Origin of the sequence: Streptomyces graminilatus (assembly GCF_001418565.1) — a bacterium.
Classification (GTDB): Bacteria; Actinomycetota; Actinomycetes; order Streptomycetales; family Streptomycetaceae; genus Streptomyces; species Streptomyces graminilatus.
The window spans coordinates 12,263-28,774 of record NZ_LIQQ01000208.1; the positions used below are offsets into that span (position 1 = coordinate 12,263).

Here is a 16,512-nt window from a genome sequence, read left to right on the forward strand (position 1 = left end):
CGACGATGGGCGACCGCTGGCACATCGAGGTCGACCGCTCACTGTGCATCGGCTCGGCCCAGTGCGTCCACCGGGCCCCGGACGGCTTCCGCCTCGACACCGCGATGCAGTCCCACCCGCTCGAACCGGACGCGGACGCGAACGAGAAGGTGCTGGCGGCGGCGGAGAACTGCCCGGTGGAGGCGATCATGATCACGCTGGTGGAGGGCGGGGAGCTGGTGTTTCCGCCGGAGGAGTAGGCGAGTACGACCTGTTTCCTTTGATCTCATCTGTTCGTCCGTGTGTCACTCGAAGCGGTGCAGAAGTCCGCGCACCTCGTCCGCCAAGGGGTCCTCCAGCAGTTCCAGGAGGCGCAGTGCCTCGGTGAGGGCCGCGCGGGCTTCGGCCCGGTGCGACTCGATGCGCAGGCGTCCCAGTTCCACGAGTGAGTGCGCGAGGCCCGGCCGGTCGTCGGCCTCGCGCCGGAGCGTGACGGCTTGGCCGTACCAGTCGGTGGCGGACTCCAGGTCCCCCAATCGCCTGGTGGCGTCGCCCAGTTGGTGGAGGGCCGCTCCCTCCGTGAGCGTGTCGTTCGCCGCCCGTGCCAGGTGAAGTGCGGCCAGGCAGTGCTCGCGGGCCCGCGCCGGTTCGTCGAGCGCCAGACTGATCGTGCCCAGTTCGTTCAGGCTGATCGCCTGACTGCGCTGGTCGTCCTCGTGCCGGTGCTGTTCGAGGGCCTGCTTCTGCTGGACGTACGCCTCCTCGTAGCGGCCCGCGACACGCAGTGTCCACGCCAGGTTGTAGTTGGCGATGCTCTCCCACTGCCGGTGGCCCGTCCGGCGGCTGAGATCCAGCGCGGCCGTGAACCGTTCGCCGGCCTCGGCGTGCCGTCCGACCGCGCCCGCCGCTCCGCCCAGACAGATCAGGGCCCAGGTCTCCGCCCAGGCGTTCCGCTCCAGGCGGGCGGCCTGGAGAGCGGTGAGGGACAGATCGTGGCGGTAGGCGTGCTGGTGGCGGACCACGAGGTAGTAGATGAGAGCTATCGGTACCTTCCAGGCCATGTCGTGCATGCGGTGACTCATCGCCTGGTCGACGGCGGCCGCCAGGTTCACGATCTCCGCGTCGCACCAGGCGAGGGCCGCGGCGCTGTCGGTGAAGTCGGGCGCGGGAAGCCGCGTGTCCTCCTCGTCCAGCGGCGCGTGCGAGCGCTGCGGAGCCAGCAGCCGGTCGGCGCTGTCGCAGTGCCGGAGATAGTGCTGGAGCCCGCGCCGCACCGCCGCGTCACGCTCGGCCTCCGGTTCCTCGGCCAGGACGCGTTCCCGCGCGTAGTCGCGGATCAGATCATGGAACCGGAACCGTCTGTCCGACACCTCCTCCAGCAGGTTGTCCGACTTCAGGGCACGCAGCAGACGAATCGCCGCGCTCGGTGGTACGTCGATCAGCGCCGCCGCGGAGCCGGTGGAGAAGTCGGGTCCCGCGTGCAGGGCGAGCAGCCGGAAGGCGCGAGCCTTGGCCGGGCTGAGTCCGTTGTACGACCATGAGAGCACCAGATGCATTCCCGTCTCTTCGTCCGGACTGGACAGGGCCGAAAGCCGGCTGCTGGTGCTGGAGAGATCCTGGACCAGGGCCGCGACATCGCCAGGTGTGCGGGCTTGCTGGGCGGCGATCCGGACCGTGAGGGGCAGACTGCCGCACTGACCGATCAGGTCGGTGATCTGCCGGCTCTCGGCCTGACCGGAGACCCGGGAGAACAGCGTGACGGCATCGCGCTGAGGCAGCGGACGTAACGTCATACAACTGGCTCCCTGGGTTACTTCCAGAGCTTCCAGATTGCTGCGGCTGGTGACGACGGTGCAGCATCCGGGGGCGCTCGACAGAAGGGGCAGTACCTGGTCGGTGCTGCGTGCGTTGTCCGCGATGATCAGCATGCGCCGGCCGTGCAACAGGGAACGGAATTTCGCTGCCATGGCGTCGAGATGGCCCATCAGATTGTCCATGGGCGCGTTCAGGGCGAGCAGGAAGGAATGCAGTGCCTCTTCCGGCCGCTGCGGTGGCAGGCTGTGGTAACCGCGCAGGTCCGTGTAGAGCTGACCGTCCGGGAACTGCTCCATCGCCCGGTGGGCCCACCACACCACCAGCGCGCTCTTGCCCACCCCGGCCTGCCCGGACACCACGGCGAGGCCGTTCTCCTGGCGGGCCGCCTCGTCCAGGCGACCGAGCTCCACGGTGCGATCGGTGAACCAGGTGGCGGCGCGGGGCAGTTGGTGCGGGGTGGGCCCCTCGGCCCAGCCATTCGTGTCCATACCGCCAGCTCCCCTCATGTGCTGTTCCCGTGCGACATGGTTTGCCCGCCAAGGAGATATACGTCGGCTCGGCGGGCGCGAAACGCCTGTCGCCCGGCGCCCTTCACTACGCCGGGTGGCAGTGGCAGTGACAGGCCTCAGGGAGTCGTGTGGTGCCAGGCCGTGGGTACGGTGAGTCCTTCCGGGAGTTGCCCGTTCGGGTCGCTCACCCGCACCAGTCCGGTCGGGGCCGAACCGCGGGCATCCGTGAAGTCGACCGTGCCCCCGGAAAAGCATCTGTAGCTGAAATCGACGGTGGCACCGACGAAGGCCGCATCGTCGAATTGGACTGCACCGCCGAGGAAATTCGTGTGGGCGAACTTGACTCTCCCGGCGGAGAACGTGGCTTCGTTGAACCAGACCCCACTACCCGAGAATCTGGCGCCGACGAACCCGACTTCGCTGCCCGAGAACTCCGAGAAGCCGAAATCGACAGTGCCTCCGGAGAAAGCGGCGCCGTTGAATTCGATCCGGCCGTCGGAGAATGTTGCGTCGGCGAAATCGACCGAACTACCGCAGAACCGCACGGCGCCGACGGCACCAGCGCTGGACCGGCCAGTGAAGGAGACCGTGCCGCCGGAGAACCTGGCGTCCCTGAAGTCGACCCTGCCTCCGGCGAAAAAGGCAGCACCGAAGCTGACCCTGCCACCGGAGAACTTGGCACCGCTGAAGAGAACCGCGCCCCCGGAGAAGTCGGAACCAGAGAAGTCGACCGTGCTCCCGGAGAAGGACGCCCCGCTGAAATCGACCGTCCCGCCGGAGAACATTGCGCCGCCGAACGAGACACGACCCCCCGAAAACGTGGCGCCGCCGAAGCTGGCCCTGCCCCCCGAGAAAACCGCACCAGAGAAGTCCCCACCGTCGAACACGACCCCGGTGAAGTCAAGATCCTGCCCCTGCCACGAGTGCTCGTGCTCGGCGGGCAGCCGCAGATGATCCCGGACGAGCCTGATGACGGTATGCCGGACCTCCCTCAGGGCCAGATAGGTGTGCCGGGCTGCCGCGTCCCCCGCAGGGAGATCGGACTCCGCGACATAGGGCAGCCGCAGATAGGCGCACAGGACATCGACGCAGGTCTGGCGCAGCGCGTGGGTGGGGGCGTCGTCGGCCAGCCCCGCCAGCGCGTGGACCCCGCCGAGGCGGACGGCGGCGGATTCGTTGCCGAGCTGGGAGACGGCGGTGGTGAAGCGTTCCGTATGCAGACGGGTGCTCTCCCGCAGGGCGCCGTCCTCGTCGACGCGCTGGCGCCGGTAGGCGACGACCAGAGCGACCAGGGCACCCGCACCGGCGACGACACCGAAGGACAGCTTGACGAGGTCGAACAGGGTCTTGGAGTCGACACGGTGTTCGGGCTTCAGCCCCCGGGCGCCGAGCAGCCCCCACCCGGCCGAGAAGACCCCGGCCGCCACCAGAACGGCGGCGGTGAAGGCAAGGGCGAGGGCGATACCGACCGGCCAGAGACGCAGGCCGCGCCGTTCGGTCCGGCGCCGGGGCAGACGAGGGCTCACCCTTGTCAGGACTGATCCTGACGGCTTCCGGTTGCGGTCCCGGAGGCCGGGTCAGCCGTGGGACTCCGGATCCGGATCCGTCAGGTCGATCAGCCTGCACACCGTCTCGATGTCGATCTTCACCTGGGCGATCGAGGCCCGCCCCGACAGCCAGGTGATCAGCGCCGAGTGCCAGGTGTGCTCGATGACCCGGACCGCCGAGAGCTGCTCGGGCGTCGGATGACCCTGCCCCGGCTCGCCCAGCCCCATCGAGTCCAGGATGATCGCCGTCGTCTGACGGGACACCTGGTCGACCTCCGGTGAGACGCTGCGGTCCGCGAACGTCAGCGCCCGCACCATCGCGTCCGCCAGATGCGGCTCACGCTGAAGGGCGCGGAACGCGCGCATCAGGGTCTCCGCCACCCGCTCGGCCGCCGTCTCGCCGGTGGGCGGCTTCTTGCGCAGCGTGCCGTGCATGTGTTCCAACTGGTCCTGCATGGTGGCGACCAGCAGATGGATCTTGGACGGGAAGTACCGGTAGAGCGTGCCGAGCGCGACCTGCGAGGACTCCGCGACCTCCCGCATCTGCACCGCGTCGAAACCGCCCCGGCTCGCCAACTGCGCGCTCGCGTGCAGGATCCGCCGCCGCCGGGCCTCCTGCCGCTCGGTGAGGGGCGCGGCTGGCGGCAACGCGGCCGGAAGCGACCCGGTCGTCGCCCCGGACCGGGACCCGGCCGTCGAACCGGCCGCTGCCCCGCTCGTCGCCCCGCTCGTCGCCCCGGACCCCGACCCGGACGTCGTACCGGACCGCGAACTCGGTCGCGCCGTATGTGCTTCCACCTTCGCGTCGGCAGGCATGGGTCCCGTTCCGTGACAGTCGGTGATCGCGTGACGTCGTGCGGCGATCAGGCGGCGATCTGGCAGTCATATGTCAGCAAACAGCCAGCATGGCACGTCAGCCTCGGGTGGCGGCCGTGGCGCGAATCACCTGATCCACCGCTCACAGTCGACGTACCTGCCGGTAGATTCGGAGCTCCTGAACGATCAACTCTGAAACTTGTTCTAGGTTAGCGTCCCGTCGTAGTCTCGCGGGAAATCGTGGGGAGAAGGGGGCCAGAAGTGACGGCCGAGGCCAGCGAGGCAGGCCCTCCGGGGGATCCCGCCGCGGACGGCGAGCGACCGCTCAACATCGCACTTCTGACCTATAAGGGGAACCCGTTCTGCGGCGGCCAGGGCGTCTACGTGCGCCACCTGTCCCGCGAACTCGCCCGGCTCGGTCACCGCGTCGAGGTCATCGGCTCCCAGCCGTACCCCGTCCTGGACGTACTCGACGGACGCACCGGCCACAACGGACATGGGCATCCATACGGACACGGATCCGGTCCCGACCCCGTCCTCACCGAGCTGCCCAGCCTCGACCTCTACCGTCAGCCGGACCCCTTCCGCACCCCGGGCCGCGACGAGTACCGCGACTGGATCGACGCCCTCGAAGTCGCCACGATGTGGACCGGCGGCTTCCCCGAACCGCTCACCTTCTCCTTCCGTGCCCGCCGCCAACTCCGCGCCCGTAGCGGCGAGTTCGACGTCGTGCACGACAACCAGACGCTCGGATACGGACTGTTGGGCGACATCGGCGCCCCGCTCGTCACCACCATCCACCACCCCATCACCGTGGACCGGCAGTTGGACCTGGACGCGGCGGACGGCATACGCCGCCGGCTGTCCGTGCGGCGCTGGTACGGCTTCACCCGCATGCAGAAGCGCGTGGCGCGCCGCCTGCCGTCGGTGCTCACCGTCTCGGGTACGTCGCGGCAGGAGATCGTCGACCATCTCGGCGTACACGACGAGCGCATCCACGTCGTGCACATCGGCGCGGACACCGACCTCTTCTCGCCCGACCCTTCGGTACGCCGGATACCCGGCCGCATCGTCACCACGTCCAGCGCGGACGTTCCCCTCAAGGGCCTGGTGTTCCTCGTCGAGGCGCTGGCGAAGATACGTACGGAACATCCCGCCGCCCACCTCGTGGTCGTCGGCAAGCGCGCCGAGGACGGACCCGTCGCCCAGGCCATCGAGCGGTACGGCCTCGAAGGCGCCGTCGACTTCGTGAAGGGCATCTCCGACGCGGAACTCGTCGACCTGGTGCGCTCGGCGGAGATCGCCTGCGTACCGTCCCTGTACGAGGGCTTCTCCCTCCCGGCGGCCGAGGCGATGGCCACCGGCACGCCCCTGGTCGCCACCACCGGCGGGGCGATCCCGGAGGTGGCCGGTCCTGACGGCGAGACCTGCCTCGCGGTCCCGCCGGGCGACCCGGGAGCCCTGGCCGCCGCCCTGGGCACCCTCCTCACCGACCCGGAACTGAGGGCCCGCCTGGGCCGGGCCGGCCGCGAGCGCGTACTGGCCCGCTTCACCTGGGCCCGCGCGGCGGAGGGCACGGCGGCCCACTACCGCGAGGCGATCGCCCGCTCGGCGCCCCGGCCGCCCGGCCGCTTCGTACCCACCCCCGACGTGACCCCCGACCGCGAAAGCAGGACCCCGTGCTGACCGTCGACTTCACCCGGTTCCCGCTCGCCCCGGGCGACCGCGTACTGGACCTCGGCTGCGGAGCCGGCCGGCACGCGTTCGAGTGCTACCGGCGCGGCGCCCAGGTCGTGGCGCTCGACCAGAACGGTGAGGAGATCCGCGAGGTCGCCAAGTGGTTCGCCGCGATGAAGGAGGCGGGCGAGGCGCCCGCCGGAGCCACCGCGACGGCCATGGAGGGCAACGCCCTGGCGCTGCCGTTCCCCGACGAGTCCTTCGACGTCGTGATCATCTCCGAGGTCATGGAGCACATCCCGGACGACAAGGGCGTACTCGCCGAGATGGTACGGGTGTTGAAGCCCGGCGGCCGGATCGCGATCACCGTGCCGCGCTACGGTCCCGAGAAGGTCTGCTGGTCCCTCTCCGACGCCTATCACGAGGTCGAGGGCGGCCACATCCGCATCTACAAGGCGGACGAACTCCTCGCGAAGATCAGCGAAGCGGGACTGAAGCCCTACGGCACCCACCACGCCCACGCCCTGCACTCCCCGTACTGGTGGCTGAAGTGCGCGTTCGGCGTGGACAACGACAAGGTGCTGCCGGTCCGCGCCTACCACAAGCTGCTGGTCTGGGACATCATGAAGAAACCGCTGGTCACCCGGGTCGCCGAGCAGGCGCTGAACCCACTGATCGGCAAGAGCTTCGTGGCCTACGCGACCAAGCCGCACCTCCCGGGCCTCGCCAAGTCCGACTCCAAGTCCGACTCCAAGTCCAAGTCCGACTCCAAGTCGGACTCTGCGACCAAGTCCAAGTCCGAGGTGGCCGCGAAGTGACCACCCCCCGGACAGAACACCTCGTCCTGCCCGGGGTCCTCACCGCCGAGCAGGCCGCCCTCACCGTCCGCGGGATCCTCGCGGAGCAGCGGGAGGACGGGGCCATCCCGTGGTTCAGGGGGCACCATCTCGACCCGTGGGACCACACCGAGGCCGCGATGGCCCTGGACGCGGCCGGCGAGCACGAGGCCGCCGAGCGGGCGTACCTGTGGCTGGCCGCCCACCAGCTCCAGGACGGCTCCTGGTACGCCGCGTACGCCGACGGGGACGCCGCCGACGTCACCGACCGGGGCCGGGAGACCAACTTCGTCGCCTACATAGCCGTCGGTGTCTGGCACCACTACCTCGCCACCGGCGACGACACCTTCCTGGACCGGATGTGGCCGGTGGTCTTCGCGGCCGTCGAGTTCGTCCTCCAGTTGCAGCAGCCCGGCGGTGAGATCGGCTGGAAGCGCGAGGACGACGGCACGGAGGCCAAGGACGGCCTGCTGACCGGGAGTTCGTCCGTCCACCATGCGCTGCGCTGCGCGCTCGCCATCGCCGAGGAACGTGAAGAGCCGCAGCCGGACTGGGAGTTGGCGGTGGGTGCGCTGCGCCACGCGATCCGCCGGCACCCCGAGCGGTTCCTCGACAAGGACCGCTACTCGATGGACTGGTACTACCCGGTCCTGGGCGGCGCGTTGACGGGTGTGGAGGCCAAGTCCCGTATCGAGGACGGCTGGGAGCGCTTCGTCGTCCCCGGACTCGGGGTGCGCTGTGTCGTGCCCAACCCGTGGGTGACGGGCGGCGAGTCGGCCGAACTCGCCCTGGCGCTCTGGGCGGTTGGCGAGTCCGACCGGGCCCTGGAGATCCTCCAGTCCATCCAGCACCTGCGCGACACCGACACCGGCCTCTACTGGACGGGGTACGTGTTCGACGCCGAGACGATCTGGCCGCGCGAACTCACCACCTGGACGGCGGGCTCACTGCTCCTCGCGGTCGCCGCACTCGGCGGCCACGAGGCGACCTGCGCGGTGTTCGGCGGCGAACTCCTGCCGACGGGCCTTGACCCCGACTGCTGCACCTGAGAGCCCGGGCCGGCCGTCAGGAGTTGAGCTCGGCGAGCACTCGCAGCGTATGCGGGTCGGGGGAGAGGACGAGGAGGTCGGTCACCGGCCCCTTGCGCCACAACTCCAGCCGCTCCGCGATGCGTTCACGCGGTCCGACGAGGGAGATCTCGTCGGCGAAGGCGTCCGGCACGGCGAGCACCGCCTCCTCCCGCCGCCCGGCGAGGAACAGCTCCTGGATCCGCCGGGCCTCCTCCTCGTACCCCATGCGGGCCATCAGATCGGCGTGGAAGTTGCGGGCCGCGTGCCCCATCCCGCCGATGTAGAACCCGAGCATCGTCTTCACGGGCAGCAGCCCCTCGGACACGTCGGCACAGACCCGGGCCTGCGCCATCGGCGCGACGAGGAACCCCTCCCTGGCATCCCTCAGCGGCTCCTCGTACAGCTCGGCCCTCAGCGGCGACCAGTACAGGGGCAGCCAGCCGTCGGCGATACGGGCCGTCTGGGCGATGTTCTTCGGCCCCTCCGCGCCGAGCAGCACGGGGAGTTCGGCGCGCAGGGGATGGGTGATGGGTTTGAGGGCTTTACCCAACCCCGTCCCGTCCGGCCCGTTGTACGGCAGGGAGTGGAAGCGGCCCGACACCTCAACGGGGGCCTCGCGCCTGAGGACTTGGCGTACGACATCCACGTACTCCCGGGTCGCGGTGAGCGGCGACCTCGGGAACGGGCGGCCGTACCAGCCCTCGACGACCTGCGGGCCGGAGAGACCGAGCCCGAGGAGCACACGTCCGCCGGAGAGGTGGTCGAGGGTGAGGGCGTGCATCGCGGTGGTCGTCGGCGAGCGGGCCGCCATCTGGGCAACCGCCGTACCCAGCTTGATCCTTGACGTCCGCGCCGCGATCCAGGTCAGCGGGGTGAACGCGTCCGAGCCCCAGGACTCGGCGGTCCACACCGAGTCGTAGCCGAGCTGCTCGGCCTCCTGGGCGAGCGGTACATGACGCGGGTCGGGGCCGCGACCCCAGTAGCCGAGCGCGAGACCGAGCCGCACATGTGCCTCCTGACGGTACGTCAGATCCGGATCCGGGTGACGGCGACTGTACGACAACGGCCCCTCGCCCGGAAGGGCAAGGGGCCGCGGCTCGCGTACACGCGCGGGCGTGTTGTCCGCTTATCCGCGCTGGATGCCGGAGGTGTCCTGGAGGACGCCCCGACGGCCGTCCTGGGTCTGGGCGATGAAGCCCTGGCCGCGCTGCTCGACGGCCAAGTACCAGGTACCGGGGGCCAGTTCGGCGATCGGAGTCGAGGAACCGTCCTCCGCGAACAGCGGACGCGGCACCGGCACGGCGAACCAGAACGGGGAGAACTCCGGGGCCGACGGCTGCGCCTGGGGCTGACCGGCACCGAGGCCGGCACCCGTGCCGGCGCCGAAGGGCTGACCGGTCTGCGCCTGACCGCCGTACGGCTGCTGCTGGGCGTCGGCGCCCGGGTAGCCGTAGCTGCCCTGGGCGGGGCCGCCGGGGTAGGGCTGACCGCCGCCGTACGGCTGCGGGGCGGCCGGCTTGGGGGCGCCGACCAGGGGGCCCTTCAGGGCCGGGACCAGCGGCGAGGCGATGGCCGCGGCGGCCATGACCACTGTGGCGACGAGGGAGAGGATCAGGCCGGTGCCCGCGTCCGGGCCGGAGACGCCGTCGCGGACGTTGTCGAGTCCGCCCGACGGGTCGAAGACGTTGCCGAGCGCGCTCAAGGCGGCGAACACGGTGAACGCGGCACCGAACTGGCCGAGGTCGAGGCCCGCGACCTTCGGCACCTGCGGCAGACCGTGCGACAACACGACGAGCGCGGCACCGATGAGGCCCGCGAAGACGACGCCCAGCAGGACCGGTCCACTGGCCCAGGCGCTCGGCAGGTCGACGTTCGCCGGGGCACCGTCGACGGAGTAGATGTCGAGGAACGACGCGATGAACAGCAACACCGCTGCTCCGATCACCACGCCGTCGCCTCGTGTGAGGGAGCGGATATTCACTTCAGGTCCTCAGGTCCTTCGTAGGTCGTCTCGTCGGCATCATGCGTAGGGGCACGACATTATCGTCCGCCCGCGCGCGCTGTCCGCCGGGATGCACGCGTTGATCACGACCCGCGCAGGAAACTCACGATTCCTTCAGAGAGCCCCAGTGCCGCCTTCTGGCGCCACGCGCCGCTGGTCAGCAGGGCCGCGTCCTTGCTGTCGCGCATGTTGCCGCACTCGATGAACACCTTGGGAACCGTTGACAGATTGAGACCGCCGAGGTCCGTGCGGGTGTCCAGGCCGGTGCCGCCACCGACGTAGTTGGAGGGCGCGGATCCGGTCGCGTCCGCGAACCCCGCCTTGACGCGCTCGCCGAGCAGCCGGGAGGAGGCGAGGATCGGCCGGGTGTCCGCGGCCCCTTCGTGCACCGACCCCGGCAGGATCACATGGAATCCGCGGTTGCCCTGCGCGCTCCCGTCGGCGTGGACGGAGACGACGGCGTCGGCGTGCGCGGCGTTCCCGATCCGGGCCCGCTCGTCCACGCAGGGCCCGAAGGCGTGGTCGGCCCGGTCGCCGTCCTGGGTGAACTTCACGGTGGCGCCCTGCTGTTCGAGGACCGTCCGCAGCCGCCGCGCGACATCGAGGGTGAACTCGGCCTCCGTATAACCGCTGTTGGTGGCGGTACCGGTGGTGTCGCACTCCTTCGACTTCGTACCGATGTCCACCTTGCGGGCGATCTCGGCGGTGTGCTGGAAATTGCCGGGGTTGTGTCCCGGGTCGATGACGACGACCTTGCCCGCCAGAGCGGCCGTGGGCTGCCCCGAGGCTTCCGGGTCGGTGTAGCCGGGCGGCTCGATCGGCGACAGCGGCGCACGTCCGACACCGCCCTCGGCCCCGGCCCGGGTCTTTCCGCCACCCCCGCCGTCATCGGCGACGGCCCCCCAGACGAGCCATCCCCCGGTCCCGGCGAGCACCATCACGGCGAGCGCGACGGCCGGCGAACGGCGCGGAGCGGAACGGGAGGGCTGGGACGGCTCGAAGCCGGGGCCGGCGTAGGACACGACAGCGACTCTAACCGGGGTGTCAGAATCCGGCTCCCGTTCGCCGCAGGACGCGCAGCGAGCCGGTCGCGGAGACCTCCGTGAAGGCACCGGAGGAGAGGGCGCGGAGGTAGACGCGGTAGGGGGCCTGGCCGGTGAACTCGTCCTCGGGCTCGGGAAAGACGTCGTGGATGAGAAGGAGACCGCCCTCGGCGATGTGCGGGGCCCAGCCCTCGTAGTCCGCGGTGGCGTGCTCGTCGGTGTGGCCCCCGTCGATGAACACCAGTCCGAGCGGCGAGTTCCAGATCCGCGCCACCTGCGGCGAACGCCCGACGACAGCGACGACGTGATCCTCGAGCCCGGCGGTGTGGAGGGTACGCCGGAAGGCCGGAAGCGTGTCCATGACACCGAGTTCCGGGTCGACGGTCTCCGGATCGTGATAGTCCCACCCCGGCTGCTGCTCCTCGCTGCCCCGGTGATGATCGACGGTGACGGCGCTGACCCCGGCGGCGCGGGCGGCATCGGCGAGCAGGATCGTGGACCGCCCGCAGTACGTCCCGACCTCCAGCAACGGCAGCCCGAGCGCCCCCGCCTCGACAGCGGCCGCGTAGAGCGCGAGCCCCTCCCCGGGGGGCATGAACCCCTTGGCCCCCTCGAAGGCGGCGAGAATCTCGGCCTTGGGTACTGCCGAAGTCATGGGGTTCCTCTCGATCGTACGGGCGTGCGGGCGCCCTTATGCTGCCGTACAACTCGGGCGACAGGACGATGCGGGGTGCCCTGACAGGGGCGCGGGGAACTGCGCGACAAGCCCCCACCGGCTCGCAGCCGAAACGCAACCCCCGCACCCCCGGCGCGGCGCGCGGCGCCTACACGCCGACGCTCTCCGCAGGCCGCGCGGCCACCTCATCGCTACTGGCCCGCAGCCGCACCTTCTCGGCCGCCCGCCGCCCCGGCAGGAACAGCGCCAGCACCAGCCCGACCGTCACCGCCCCGGTGGCGATCAGGAACGAGACCCGGAACCCGTGCATCGTGGGGATCGCGACCCCGCCCACATGGTCGGCGGTATTGGCGAGCACCATGCCGATGACAGCGCTGGACACGGACGTACCGATGGAGCGCATGAGGGTGTTCAGACCGTTGGCCGCACCGGTCTCGGAGGCCGGGACCGCGCCGACGATCAGGGCGGGCAGGGAGGAGTAGGCGAGGCCGATACCGGCGCCCAGGACCACCGCGATGACCAGGGACTGCCAGGCGGCGCTCATCAGGCCGAGGCCGGCGCCGTAGCCGATGCCGATGATCAGCAGGCCGAGGATCAGGGTGACCTTGGGCCCGTACTTGGCGGACAGACGGGCGTACACGGGCGCCGTGAACATCATCGTCAGGCCGAGCGGCGCCACGATCAGGCCCGCCATGACCATCGACTGGCCCAGGCCGTAGCCGGTGGCGGTCGGCAGCACCAGGAGCTGGGGCAGGACGAGCGAGACGACGTAGAAGGAGACGCCGACCATGATCGAGGCGAGGTTGGTGAAGAGGACGGCGGGCCGGGCGGTGGTCCGCAGGTCCACCAGCGGGGCCTTCAGCCGCAGCTCCAGCACGCCCCACAGCACGAGTACGACTGCGGACGCGCCGAACAGGCCCAGCGTGGTGCCGGAGGTCCAGCCCCAGTCGCTGCCCTTGGTGATCGGCAGGAGGAAGAGGACGAGGCCGGCGGAGAGCCCGATGGCGCCGAGCACGTCGAAGGTGCCCTCGGCGCGCATGCCGGACTCGGGTACGACGAACAGGGTGAGGACGATGGCGAGGGCGCCGAGGCCGGCGGCGCCGTAGAAGAGGGAGTGCCAGTCGGAGTGCTGCGCGATCAGCGCGGCGAGGGGGAGGGCGAGACCGCCGCCGACGCCGATGGAGGAGCTCATCAGGGCCATCGCCGAGGGGAGCTTCTCGCGGGGCAGCATGTCGCGCATCAGACCGATGCCCAGCGGGATGGCGCCCATGGCGAAGCCCTGGAGCGCGCGTCCGGCGATCATGGTCAGCAGGTCGCTGGTGAGCGCGCTGACGAGAGCGCCGGCCACCATCACCGAGAGGCTGGTGATCAGCATGCGCCGCTTGCCGTACAGGTCGCCGAGCCGCCCCATGATCGGCGTGGCCACGGCTCCGGAGAGAAGCGTCGAGGTCAGCACCCAGGTGGCGTTGCTGGGCGAGGTGCTCAGCAGTTGCGGGAGGTCCTTGATGACGGGCACGAGCAGGGTCTGCATGACCGCGACAACGATGCCCGCGAAGGCCAGCACCGGGACTATGGCCCCGCCCGTTCTGCCGGTTTCGCCGGTGCCTCCGGCAGTCCGGTCGGTGGTCGTGTGCGTCATGGGGTGGAGCCTCCAGGCGGGTCCGGTCGGGGATACGTGGAACATGAACCCGTGTGCCTGGGCAACTATTCCGATGTTTTGGCGTACTAACTAATCCTTGACCTGCTCATGGGTATCTGATCTTCCGTCATGTCTGCCGTCATCTGTGGGGCATGTGGGGCATGCGGGGCATGTGGGGCACAGAAAAATGTTCTGGGATCGGGGCAACGGTTCGGGCGGCTCATGGACTCCTTTGAACATCTAGGAGGTGCTCATGGGGGAACGGGATCGGAAGGCGGCTCGGGACGAGGAGTTCCAGAGCTTCGTCATCGGCCGATGGCCACGGCTGCTGCGTACGGCGTTTCTGCTCACGGGGGAGCAGCACGCGGCGGAGGACCTGGTCCAGTCGACGCTGGAACAGGTCTATGTGGCCTGGCGGAGAGTCGGTTCGGCCGACGACCCGGAGGCGTATGTACGGCGCGTGATGATCAACGCACACGCACGTAAGCACCGCAGGCGGCTCAAGGAGTTCCTGGCGCCCAAGGACGACGAGGGACTGGGGCACGAGCTGCCCGACACGGGCGACCACATCTCCCGGGCCGACGACCGTGGCGCGCTGCTGAAGGCACTGGCCCAGTTGCCGCCCCGGCAGCGGGAGGCGGTGGTGCTGCGGTACTGGGAGGACCTGGCCGAGACCCAGGCCGCGCAGGCGATGGGCTGCTCGGTGGGCGCGGTGAAGAGCAACGCGGCCAAGGGGATCGCGAAACTCCGCGCCATACCGGGCCTGGCCGAGACGGTGACACACGGAGGGCGGAAGTGATGAGCGCGGACCGGGAGAAGAACCAGGACATGGCACAGGTGGCACATGGGGACGGCGCGCACTCGGACATCACCTTCCTGCTGGCCGGCGCGGCGGACGGGGTCGAGATCGGCATAGCCCCCTACCAGGCGGTGGTACGCGGCGGCCGGCGCCGCAGGGCCCGCCGCTGGGCGGTGGCGTCGGCGGCGGCCCTGGTGATCGCCGGGTCGACGGGGACGCTGGCGCTGGCGGGCATCGGCGACGGCAAGGCGGGCGGAACGACGCAGACGGCGATTCGGCCGCCGACCGCGGAGGAGCGGAATGTCTATGCCCCTCTGCGGACCACGCTCGCGATGGGCGAGGACCGGGGGAAAGAATGGTGGGTCACCGTCGACATCTGGGGAGCACCGAAGAACGAGGTGGAGGCGGCCAGGCAGTTCCAGGCGATGACCGAGCGCGGACAGAGCCCGGCGGACGCGAGGATCCCCAAGGATCTGGTGGGCAGGGGCTCGTTCTTCGTCGACAGGGGCTACGGCGACACCGAGACGACGCCCGTGATGCTGGGCGGCATCGACAAGACCGACGTCATGTCCGGTACGGACCTCGACTCGGCCGCGCTCCCCCTGGAGCCGAACGCCTCCGACGGTGCCCTGAAGCGTCTGGTCATCGGCCAGGTGGCCCCCACGGCCCGGACGGTCACCTGCACCTGGAACGACGGCACGACGACGGTCGCCCACAAGGTCCCGGCGAACTACGCGGTGAACGCCGAGGAAGCGCTGATCAGGCCGGTCGAGGGCTCACAGGCGGCCTGGTTCGTGTGCCTGGCGGGGGAGGGGAAGGGGTTCAAGTCGGTGAAGGTCACCGGGTGAGACGGTTCGCCCGGCTGCGGGTCCCCTCTCCGGGGGAGTTCGCGGTGCGGGAGGCGCGCCGGCACGATACGGGGGTGTTCGGGGGCGGAGTCCCCGAGGATGGGACGGGTAGGGGCGGCGAGGGCGAAAGTCCCGGACCGTACACCTACAGCCATCCCTGCCGGCGCGCCTCCCGCACCGCCTCGGTCCGATTGCGGGTCCCGGTCTTCCCGATGGCCGCCGAGAGATAGTTACGGACCGTCGACTCGGAGAGGTGAAGCCTGGCGGCGACATCGGCGACCGTCGCCCCGTCCACCGAGGCATTCAGCACCTCGCACTCGCGAGCCGTGAGGGGATTGGGCCCGGCGCTGAGCGCGGCGGCGGCAAGGGCGGGGTCGATGACCGTCTCCCCGGTCAGCACCCGGCGGATCGCCGCCGCCAGCTCCTCCACGGGCCCGTCCTTGACGAGGAACCCGGCGGCCCCCGCCTCCATGGCCCGGCGCAGATAGCCGGGGCGCCCGAAGGTGGTCAGGATCAGCACCCGGCAGTCCGGGGCCTCGTCGCGGAGCTGGGCGGCGGCGTCCAGTCCGCTCATGCCGGGCAGCTCGATGTCGAGGAGCGCCACGTCCGGGCGGCGCAGCAGGGCCGCGTCGACGATGGCGTCACCGGTCGCGACCTGGGCGACGACCTCGATGTCCGGCTCCATCCCGAGCAGCAGGGCGAGAGCGCCGCGCATCATCTGCTGGTCCTCGGCGAGCAGGACCCTGATGGACTTCGAGGGACGGTGATCCCGGGGCATCTCGTTCACGGGGCAAGGGTAGAGCGAATCCGTGGTTTGACCTGGGAAGGAGGAGAAGAGGAGGAAAGAGGTGCGACGGGAGAGGCGGAAGGAGGCGCAGCGGACGGAGAGGGCTGAGATGCGGAGGGCGGAGAAGTGGACTCAGCGGACGGAGAAGCGGGCGAGGAGCCAGCCGGCGCGGAGGCAGCGGGTGCGGAGGCAGCGGGTGTGGAGGAAGGCATGTCGTCCACCAGGTCGGGCAGCTCGGCCGTCACCAGGAACCCGCCCCCCGGCCTCGGGCCCGCCGAGAGCGAGCCCCCGGCTGCGGCCAGGCGTTCAGTCAGCCCCTTGAGCCCCGTGCCGCCGACACCCGCTTGTGCCACCCCCAGGGACTGCGCAGCGCCCGCCCCATTGTCCGCGACTGTCAGCCGCACCCGCTCCTCACTGCCGTCCGACCCCGTACCTCCCCACCCTCCCCCCCCCCCCGCCACCGTGATCT

At 70.4% G+C, this 16,512-nt stretch carries 15 protein-coding genes; 6 read left to right on the top strand and 9 right to left on the bottom strand.

Going from position 1 to position 16,512, the window contains the following annotated elements; translation table 11 throughout:
• The first annotated feature begins 5 nt into the window (after positions 1–5).
• On the top strand, positions 6–239 hold the full coding sequence (locus tag AOK08_RS18355) for a ferredoxin (protein ID WP_055526979.1): 234 nt from the start codon (positions 6–8) through the stop codon (positions 237–239).
• A gap of 45 nt (positions 240–284) precedes the next feature.
• Here AOK08_RS18355 and AOK08_RS18360 read toward each other — a convergent pair whose 3' ends face one another.
• The 3 genes from AOK08_RS18360 to AOK08_RS18370 form a co-directional block, all read right to left on the bottom strand.
• On the bottom strand, positions 285–2,282 hold the full coding sequence (locus tag AOK08_RS18360; protein ID WP_055526981.1) for a tetratricopeptide repeat protein: 1,998 nt from the start codon (positions 2,280–2,282) through the stop codon (positions 285–287).
• Between the two features lie 137 nt (positions 2,283–2,419).
• The gene (locus AOK08_RS18365; RefSeq protein ID WP_055526983.1) at positions 2,420–3,829 is read right to left on the bottom strand and encodes a pentapeptide repeat-containing protein; all 1,410 of its coding nucleotides are present in this window, start codon (positions 3,827–3,829) and stop codon (positions 2,420–2,422) included.
• A 51-nt stretch (positions 3,830–3,880) separates the two neighbouring features.
• On the bottom strand, positions 3,881–4,666 hold the full coding sequence (locus tag AOK08_RS18370; protein ID WP_241826994.1) for a TetR family transcriptional regulator: 786 nt from the start codon (positions 4,664–4,666) through the stop codon (positions 3,881–3,883).
• Positions 4,667–4,927: 261 nt separating this feature from the next.
• Between AOK08_RS18370 and AOK08_RS18380 the strand changes: the two genes are divergently transcribed.
• The 3 genes from AOK08_RS18380 to AOK08_RS18390 are packed head-to-tail and all read left to right on the top strand — an operon-like array spanning position 4,928 to position 8,228.
• A complete protein-coding gene (locus AOK08_RS18380; protein ID WP_055526987.1) occupies positions 4,928–6,352 on the top strand; it encodes a glycosyltransferase family 4 protein in 1,425 nt (474 codons plus the stop codon).
• On the top strand, positions 6,346–7,161 hold the full coding sequence (locus AOK08_RS18385; RefSeq protein WP_055526989.1) for a class I SAM-dependent methyltransferase: 816 nt from the start codon (positions 6,346–6,348) through the stop codon (positions 7,159–7,161). Before AOK08_RS18380 ends, AOK08_RS18385 begins: the two co-directional genes overlap by 7 nt.
• A complete protein-coding gene (locus tag AOK08_RS18390) occupies positions 7,158–8,228 on the top strand; it encodes a prenyltransferase/squalene oxidase repeat-containing protein (RefSeq protein WP_055526991.1) in 1,071 nt (356 codons plus the stop codon). Before AOK08_RS18385 ends, AOK08_RS18390 begins: the two co-directional genes overlap by 4 nt.
• A gap of 16 nt (positions 8,229–8,244) precedes the next feature.
• Here AOK08_RS18390 and AOK08_RS18395 read toward each other — a convergent pair whose 3' ends face one another.
• The 5 genes from AOK08_RS18395 to AOK08_RS18415 form a co-directional block, all read right to left on the bottom strand.
• Complete coding sequence (locus tag AOK08_RS18395) at positions 8,245–9,255, bottom strand: LLM class F420-dependent oxidoreductase (protein ID WP_055526992.1); 1,011 nt, start codon at positions 9,253–9,255, stop codon at positions 8,245–8,247.
• Positions 9,256–9,375: 120 nt separating this feature from the next.
• Positions 9,376–10,230, bottom strand: coding sequence for a DUF5336 domain-containing protein (locus AOK08_RS18400; protein WP_055526994.1), 855 nt, complete (start codon positions 10,228–10,230; stop codon positions 9,376–9,378).
• Between the two features lie 104 nt (positions 10,231–10,334).
• Positions 10,335–11,273, bottom strand: a complete 939-nt coding sequence (locus tag AOK08_RS18405) for an N-acetylmuramoyl-L-alanine amidase (RefSeq protein ID WP_055526996.1) — start codon at positions 11,271–11,273, stop codon at positions 10,335–10,337.
• Positions 11,274–11,295: 22 nt separating this feature from the next.
• The gene (locus AOK08_RS18410) at positions 11,296–11,949 is read right to left on the bottom strand and encodes a class I SAM-dependent methyltransferase (protein WP_055526998.1); all 654 of its coding nucleotides are present in this window, start codon (positions 11,947–11,949) and stop codon (positions 11,296–11,298) included.
• Between the two features lie 169 nt (positions 11,950–12,118).
• Positions 12,119–13,609: an MFS transporter gene (locus AOK08_RS18415; protein ID WP_241826995.1), complete on the bottom strand. Its 1,491-nt coding sequence runs from the start codon at positions 13,607–13,609 to the stop codon at positions 12,119–12,121.
• Positions 13,610–13,862: 253 nt separating this feature from the next.
• On the opposite strand from AOK08_RS18415, the gene AOK08_RS18420 reads away from it, so the two are divergent.
• Entirely contained in the window at positions 13,863–14,408 is a 546-nt protein-coding gene (locus AOK08_RS18420) for a SigE family RNA polymerase sigma factor (RefSeq protein ID WP_055527000.1), read from the top strand.
• Positions 14,408–15,256: a hypothetical protein gene (locus AOK08_RS18425; RefSeq protein ID WP_079054111.1), complete on the top strand. Its 849-nt coding sequence runs from the start codon at positions 14,408–14,410 to the stop codon at positions 15,254–15,256. The genes AOK08_RS18420 and AOK08_RS18425 overlap by 1 nt, the downstream gene beginning before the upstream one ends.
• 145 nt (positions 15,257–15,401) lie before the next feature.
• On the opposite strand, the gene AOK08_RS18430 is transcribed toward AOK08_RS18425, so the two are convergent.
• Positions 15,402–16,034 carry a response regulator transcription factor gene (locus AOK08_RS18430; protein ID WP_055527006.1) on the bottom strand — a complete coding sequence of 211 codons (633 nt, stop codon included), beginning with the start codon at positions 16,032–16,034 and terminating at the stop codon, positions 15,402–15,404.
• Positions 16,035–16,512: the final 478 nt, after the last annotated feature.